The organism is Candidatus Frankia alpina (assembly GCF_902806485.1).
In the GTDB taxonomy this organism is placed as follows: Bacteria; Actinomycetota; Actinomycetes; order Frankiales; family Frankiaceae; genus Frankia; species Frankia alpina.
In genome coordinates, this window is sequence record NZ_CADCWT010000603.1 from 1 (window position 1) to 382 (window position 382).

Sequence of the window (382 nt, forward strand, 5' to 3'; positions counted from 1 at the left end):
CGCCCCCCAGCAGATCCCCGCCGGCCGCCAGTACCGCGGCCACGGCTACCTCAAAGGCCATGGCCCCCGGCTGATCCGCACCTGGACGTTGGACGACACCGCCGTCCAGGCCCTGCCGGTGTCGGTATGGCACGCCGACACCACCCCGCCGGCCCCAGACCGCGGAGGGCGACACCTGCACCTGGTGAAGCCGACCCCGCCGGCATCAGCCGAGGCGGATCCGCCGGCCCCAGCTGGCGGGGTGGCGCACACCGATGCGGAGACCGCGGTCCTCGCCGCGGTGCGCACCGCCGCCGGTCCGGTGCGACAGAAGCAGCTCGTGGACGTCTGCGGGCTGACGAAGGGCACCGTGTCGAAGACCGTGACCAAACTCCTCGCCGCC

Annotated in this window: 1 protein-coding gene; it reads left to right on the forward strand. The window is 74.1% G+C overall.

Translation table 11 applies throughout. The features are described 5' to 3' along the window. Window positions 1-382, forward strand: a 382-nt coding sequence (locus G6R25_RS24675) for a MarR family transcriptional regulator (RefSeq protein ID WP_163554718.1), incomplete at both ends; no start/stop codon positions are given.